The 6,957-nt window shown below is 70.7% G+C and carries 5 protein-coding genes and 1 pseudogene; 2 read left to right on the top strand and 4 right to left on the bottom strand.

Annotated elements, in window-relative coordinates; genetic code table 11:
- The 4 genes and pseudogenes from ABZU75_RS44500 to ABZU75_RS44485 form a co-directional block, all read right to left on the bottom strand.
- Positions 1-227, bottom strand: a pseudogene (locus ABZU75_RS44500) (hypothetical protein); the annotation flags it as partial.
- A 10-nt stretch (positions 228-237) separates the two neighbouring features.
- Positions 238-1,305, bottom strand: coding sequence for an ABC transporter permease (locus ABZU75_RS44495; protein ID WP_355568936.1), 1,068 nt, complete (start codon positions 1,303-1,305; stop codon positions 238-240).
- The gene (locus tag ABZU75_RS44490) at positions 1,295-2,317 is read right to left on the bottom strand and encodes an ABC transporter permease (RefSeq protein ID WP_355568932.1); all 1,023 of its coding nucleotides are present in this window, start codon (positions 2,315-2,317) and stop codon (positions 1,295-1,297) included. Before ABZU75_RS44490 ends, ABZU75_RS44495 begins: the two co-directional genes overlap by 11 nt.
- Positions 2,318-2,381: 64 nt before the next feature.
- Complete coding sequence (locus ABZU75_RS44485) at positions 2,382-3,923, bottom strand: sugar ABC transporter ATP-binding protein (RefSeq protein WP_350923722.1); 1,542 nt, start codon at positions 3,921-3,923, stop codon at positions 2,382-2,384.
- A gap of 220 nt (positions 3,924-4,143) precedes the next feature.
- On the opposite strand from ABZU75_RS44485, the gene ABZU75_RS44480 reads away from it, so the two are divergent.
- Positions 4,144-5,151: a substrate-binding domain-containing protein gene (locus ABZU75_RS44480; RefSeq protein WP_355568928.1), complete on the top strand. Its 1,008-nt coding sequence runs from the start codon at positions 4,144-4,146 to the stop codon at positions 5,149-5,151.
- 50 nt (positions 5,152-5,201) lie between these two features.
- Positions 5,202-6,620, top strand: a complete 1,419-nt coding sequence (locus tag ABZU75_RS44475; RefSeq protein ID WP_355568924.1) for a rhamnulokinase family protein — start codon at positions 5,202-5,204, stop codon at positions 6,618-6,620.
- Positions 6,621-6,957: the final 337 nt, after the last annotated feature.

Below are 6,957 nucleotides of genomic sequence, written 5' to 3'. Positions count from 1 at the left end.
ATCGTCTCGTAGGGGTTGTTGATCTGCTTGGGCAGGAACGCGATCTTCAGCCCTTCCTTGATCGGCGCGTTCGGATCGGCCTTGGCCGGGGCCGAGGATGCCGGGGCCGCCGGGGCCGCCGAACCGGCCGAGTCCTTGGTGGTGCCGCCGCCGCAGGCGGCGAGCCCGAGCGAGAGCAGACCGGCCATGACCGCGGCCGAGGCGGACCTTCGCGAAACAGTGAACATCTGTTCTTCCTCAGGATGCGGGGGGTGTGGGCGATGGGACAGGTGACGGGCGGCGCCGGCGTTGCCCCATGACGGCAACGAGACGCGGGGTGATCACCGAGATGATCAGGAGGAGTCCGGTGACGATCGACTGGATCTCCGTCGACACGTCGTTGAGCATGAGCAGGTTGCGGAGAAGGCCGATGAGCAGCACTCCGGCGATCACCCCGCCGAGGGTGCCCTTGCCGCCGTCGAAGTCGACGCCGCCCAGCAGGACGGCCGCGATGACGGCCAGTTCCAGGCCCATGCCGTTGTCGGCGCGGGCGCTGCCGTAGCGGAGGGTGAAGACCACTCCGGCGAAGGCGGCGACCGTGCCGGAGAGCACGAACAGGATGAGCTTGATGCGCTTGACCCGGATGCCGGCGAACAGCGCGGCCTCCTCCTGGGCGCCGATGGCGAACAGCGAGCGGCCGAATCCGGTGGCGTGCAGCACGACGCCGGTGATGATCGCCAGCAGGACGAACAGCGCCACCGGGTAGGGGATCGGGGTGCCGGGAACATCCTCCACGGCGAGGGAGACGTACTGCTGCGGGAACTCGGCGATGGCCCGGTCCCCGAGCACCACGTAGGCCAGGCCCCGGTAGAGCACCAGCGTGCCGATCGTCACCGCCAGTGACGGCAGTCCCAGCCTGGTCACCAGCAGACCGTTGACAAGGCCGCATACCGCCCCGACCACGACCACCAGCGGGATGATCGTCTCGATCGCCCAGCCGGCGTCCCACAGGGTGCCGACCAGCGCGCTCGACAGGCCGAGCACGGAGGCCACCGACAGGTCCACCTCGGCGGCGACGACCAGCATGGTCATCGCCAGTGCGATCAACGCGATCTCACCGAGGTCGCCAAGGGCGAAGGACAGGTTGTCGACGCCGGCGAAGCCGGGCGATCCCACCGAGCCGCCGATGAAGACGAGCACCAGGAGCAGGCCGACCAGCACGTCCCAGCGGAGGAACCGGCCTGGCGAGCCACGGTCCGGCAGCCCGGCGAGGAGCGGAGCGGCCGTGTCCGCGGCGCCGGTGGCGGACTTCACGTCAGGAGCCATTTCGGAAGTTCCTCCTCCGCAGTACCCTCGCGACCCGCAGGGCGAGCAGCCGGTCGACGCTGATCGCCAGAAGCAGCAACGCGCCGGTGATGGCCTGCTGCCAGAACGGGCTGACCTTGAGCACGACCAGCGCGCTGGTGATCGTGGTGAGCAGCAGCGCGCCGAGGGCCGCGCCGTATACGGTGCCGACACCGCCGGTGATCGCCACGCCGCCGACCACGACGGCGCTGACCACCTGGAGTTCCCAGCCGTTGGCGGCGTCGGCGACGACGGTGCCGAACCGGGAGAGCCAGAGCACCCCGGCCAGGCCGGCGAGCGCACCGCTGAAGAGATAGGCCGCCATGACGCGGCGCCGCACGGACACACCGGCCAGTGCCGCCGCCTCCGGGCTGGAGCCGATGGCGTAGAAGTCCCGGCCCGAGGCGTAGGAGCGCAGGTAGTAGCCGACGGCCAGCATCACCAGGACGGCGATCATCGGCAGGTACGGGATGCCGAACACCGTGCCGTTGCCCAGCGACAGCAGTGCCGGAGGGAGGTCGACGGCGTTGATCTGCCTGCCGTGGGCGATGTAGTGGTCGACGCCCTGGATCACGTACAGCGTGCCGAGCGTCACCACCAGGGCCGGGACTCGGCCGAAACTGACCAGCAGGCCGTTGACCAGTCCGCAGAGCGCGCCGAGCCCGACGCCCAGGACCACCGCGAAGACGATGCCCCTGCTGTGGTCGGCGGCGAGGAAGTCTCCGACGGTAAAGGCCACCAGGCCGACGACCGAGCCGACGGACAGGTCGATGTTGCGGGTGATGACCACGACGGACTGGCCCACGGCGAGCAGCACCAGGATGGAGGCGTTGAGGAAGATGTCCTTGACGCCCTGCTCGGACAGGAAGTTGCCGTTGACGCCCACGGTCACGATGACCAGGACGGCCAGTGCCGCCACGATGCTCAGCTCGCGGGCCCGGAAGACCAGGTCCACCAGGTTCCGGGTGCTCCGCCCGGCGGTGACGGCGCTCATGAGGCTTCCTCCGTCCGCCGCATGACCCGGGCACCGTGCTTTCCGGCGCCCTCGTTCCTGTCGATCACGAGGTCCCTCCGGTCGCTGCGGTCATCACGCTCTCCTCGGTGGCCCGCTCCCGCGGGATCTCGGCGACGAGCCGCCCCTCCTGCATGACGAGCACCCGGTCGGCCATGCCCAGCACCTCGGGCAGGTCGGAGGAGATCATCAGCACGGCGAGCCCGTCGGCGGCCAGCTGGGACAGCAGGCGGTGTACCTCGGCCTTGGTGCCCACGTCGATGCCCCGGGTGGGCTCGTCGATGATGAGCACATCGGGCTTGGTGGACAACCACTTGCCCAGCACGACCTTCTGCTGGTTGCCGCCGGAGAGCACGTTCACCGCGTCCGACAGCCGGTTGAACTTGAGCTGGAGCCGGATGGCCCAGTCGCGGGCGCGGTCCCGCTCGGCGGCCCGGGAAATCACCGGGCCACGGCGCAGCGCCTTCAGGCCGGTGATGCCGATGTTGCGCTCGATCGAGTGGTCCATCACCAGCCCCTGCTGACGCCTGTCCTCGGGGACCAGGGCCAGGCCCGCGGACATCGCAGCGGTCGGGGACGCGGGCGGCAGCCGCTCTCCGTTGACCTCCACGGTCCCGGCGTCCCAGCGGTCCACTCCGAAGATGGCCCGGGCGACCTCGCTGCGCCCGGCGCCGACCAGCCCCGCCAGTGCCACGATCTCGCCCCGCCGCACCTCGAAGGAGACGTCGGTGAACACGCCCTCACGGGTGAGCCGGCCGACCTTGAGGGCGACCTCGCCGACCTCGGTCTCCTGCTTGGGATAAAGGTTGTCGAGGTCGCGGCCGACCATACGGCGGATCAGGTCGTCATGGGTCAGGCCCGCGACGGGTTCGCTGGCGATCCAGCCGCCGTCGCGCAGCGTGGTGACCCGCTGGCAGAGCTCGAAGATCTCATCCAGGCGGTGCGAGATGAACAGCACCGCGCAGCCCTGCTCGCGCAGCGCCTTGACCACGTTGAACAGCCGGGTCACCTCGTTGCCGGACAGCGCCGCGGTGGGTTCGTCCATGATCAGCACCCGGGCGTCCCGGGAGAGCGCCTTGGCGATCTCCACGAGCTGCTGGTCGGCGATGGACAGGCCGCGGGCCGGCTGCTCGGGGTCGAGCGCCACGCCGAGTCGTTTGAACAGCTCGGCGGCCCGGCCGTGCATGGCCCTGCGGTCGATGCGGCGGAGCGCGGCCTTGGGCTGCCGGCCGATGAAGATGTTCTCGGCGACCGACAGGTCGGGGAACATCGTGGGTTCCTGGTAGATCACGGCCACGCCCGCCTGCTGGGCGTCGGCGGGACTGCCGAATTCCACCGGCTCGCCGTCCAGCAGGACCTGCCCGGTGTCCGGACGGTGCACCCCGGCCAGGGTCTTCACCAGGGTGGACTTCCCCGCGCCGTTCTCCCCGGCGAGCGCGTGCGCCTCTCCGGCGTAAAGGTTCAGAGAGACCTCGCGCAACGCCTGCACGGCGCCGAACGCCTTGCTGACCCCGGCCAGTGCCAGGACCGGAGGGGCCCCGCCGGGGGACGGCCCGAGTGGCGCCTCTCCTTCGCCCGGTGCGGTCACCGCGCCACACCCCTTCCCTACTCTAAAAACGTTTTAGAAGACTGACCGGACGCTAAACCGCAGCGTCAGACATTGTCAATGGGTGGTGAAGGTCTCGTTTCCAACGCGTTACGACAACTACGCAGGCAGGGGATGGTGGGCCCATCGTCATCTTTGAGTAGGGTCTTGTCGACATCGTGTAACACGTTTTAATCTATGCCGGGTCAAGGGGGGACAGCAGGTGAGCGGCGTCGGCATCAAGGAGGTCGCTCGGGTCGCCGGGGTCTCCCCCGGCACGGTGTCCAACGTGCTCAACCGGCCGGAGCGGGTCGCCCCCGAGACCCGGGAGCGCGTTAGGCGCGCGATCCGCGAGCTCGGCTTCGTCCGGCACGGCTCCGCCTCGACGCTGCGCGCCGGGCACAGCCGGACCATCGGGCTGTCGCTCATGGACATCGGCAACCCGTTCTTCACCGACGTCGCCGCGGGCGCCGAGGACGTCGCCAGCGCGCTCGGCTACGCGGTGATCCTCGGCAACTCGGGAGGTTCCCGCACCAAGGAGGAGCACAACCTGCGCGTGTTCGCCGAACATCGGGTACGCGGCGTGCTGATCACGCCGTCGGACGACGATCCCCGGCGGCTCGACGGATTGCGCGAGCACGGCATCAGCGTGGTGCTGGTCGACCATCCGGCGTACCGGCCCGACCTGTGCTCGGTGAGCGTCGACGACGTGGCGGGCGGCCGGCTGGCCACCCGCCACCTGCTGGAGCGCGGCGCGCGGAGCATCCACCACATCACCGGCCCACCGACCATCCGGCAGTGCGCGGACCGCAGACGGGGCGCGGAGCTGGCTCTCGCCGCCGCGGGTCTCGCCCCGGCGACCGCGCTGGAGACGGTGGAGATGCCCGCGATGACCGCGCGGGCGGGCCAGGAGGCGGCGGAGCGGCTGGTCCGCTCCGGGCGGCTGCCCGAGGCGATCTTCTGCGCCAACGACATGCTCGCCCTCGGTGTACTGCGCGGCCTGCACCAGGCCGGGGTCGGCGTGCCCGGCGACGTGGCCCTGATCGGCTACGACGACATCGACTTCGCGGTGGCCTCGGCGGTGTCGCTGAGCTCGATCCGTCAGCCCACCTACGAACTCGGGCGGATCGCCACCGAACTGCTGCTGGACGAGTGCGGCAACCCCGGCGAGCACGCCCACCGGCAGATCATGTTCCAGCCCGAACTGGTCGCCCGCGAGTCCACCGGCTGAGCGGCGGACGGAACGGCTGCGGCCACCTGACCACGAGTGGTGAGTGACAGATGAGCGTTTACGCGGCGGTCGACCTGGGAGCCTCCAGCGGCCGGGTGATGACGGCGCGGATCGAGGACGAGCGGATCAGCCTGACCGAGGCGCACCGCTTCGCCAACCGCCCGGTCCGGGTCGACGGCACCCTGCACTGGGACATCCTCGCCCTCTATCGGGGGGTGCTCGACGGGCTTCGCGAGGCCGGGCCGGTCGACTCGATCGGCATCGACTCCTGGGCCGTCGACTACGGGCTGCTCGACGGCGCGGGCCGGCTCATCGGCAACCCGGTGCACTACCGCGACCGGCGGACCAACGGGATCATGGAGCGAGTCGTCGCCGATCTGGGAGCCGACACGCTCTACCAGGTCGGCGGCTTGCAGTTCCTGCCGTTCAACACCGTCTACCAGCTGCTCGCCGAGCCGGGCCTCGACCGCGCGGAGACGCTGCTGATGATCCCGGACCTGCTGACCCGCTGGCTGACCGGTTCCGTCGGCGCGGAGGTCACCAACGCCTCCACCACCGGCCTGTACGACGTGCGGACCGGCGACTGGGCCCGAGGGCTGGCGGAGCGACTGGGCCTGCCGACCGGGCTCCTGCCGGAACTGCGGCACCCCGGAACGCCCGCCGGGACGCTCCTGGCCGAGGTGGCCGCGGAGACCGGGCTGCCGGGTTCCACCCCGGTCACCGCGGTCGCCTCGCACGACACCGCCTCCGCGGTGGCGGCGGTGCCCGCGAGCACCGAGCGGTTCGCCTACATCTCCTCCGGTACCTGGTCGCTGGTCGGGCTCGAACTCCCCAGGCCCGTCCTGACCGAGGAGAGCCGGCTGGCCAACTTCACCAACGAGGGCGGCCTCGACGGCACCGTCCGGTACCTGCGCAACGTGATGGGCCTGTGGATCCTGCAGGAGTGCATGCGCACCTGGGGCGAGACCGACGTGGCCGGCCTGCTCGACGCCGCCGCGCAGGCCGTCCCGTTCCAGGCGGTGGTCGACCCCGACGACCCGGTCTTCATGCCCCCCGGCGACATGCCGGCCCGGATCGCGACCTACTGCGAGCGGACCGGCCAGCGGCCCCCGCAGGGACGGGCGCAAACCGTACGGTGCGTGCTGGAGAGCCTGGCCCTGGCCTACCGGCGCACGCTCCGCGACGCCGTACGCCTCAGCGGCCAGGAGGTGGAGGTCGTGCACGTGGTCGGCGGCGGTGCCCGCAACGCGCTGCTCTGCAAGATGACCGCCGACGCGACCGGCCTGCCCGTGGTCGCCGGGCCGGTGGAGGCCGCCGCCCTCGGCAACGCCCTGGTCCAGGCCCGCGCCCAAGGCGTGGTCTCCGATATCCGCGCCCTGGTGCGGCAGAGCGAGCGGTTGGTCACCTACCTTCCCGAAGAGGGCGAGGAGCCATGGGCCCGTGCGGAGGCCCGGCTGGCCGGCCGCTGAGCCTCCCCCGCGGCGCCGCGCCGGCGGTCCCAGCGGCCGGCCACCAGAAGTCTTGAATCTTCTCCTCCCGCGGCGAGGGCGGCGGAGTCCGATTCCCACCGTGAGCTGCGAGTGACCGGAGGCCGCCGGCCATAGCTGACACGCCGGTGACGGGAGAAGCGGAATAACCACCGGCGGACGTCCGTTAGAGTGATCGTGCCGATGTGGTTTGTGTCCCCCGGGCCGCAAATTACCGCCTTCACGGAATACCGTTCGGCTGGAGCCGTGTTGTGCCTCTCGCCGAGGAGGCGACCGCCACATCGGCACCAAAACATCGCGTCCCGCGAGCCCCCCAGGC

It is taken from the genome of Streptosporangium sp. NPDC005286 (assembly GCF_040607515.1).
Taxonomy (GTDB): domain Bacteria; phylum Actinomycetota; class Actinomycetes; order Streptosporangiales; family Streptosporangiaceae; genus Streptosporangium.
Note: the sequence above shows the minus strand (reverse complement) of the source record. Positions and strands in the feature narration are given on the sequence as shown.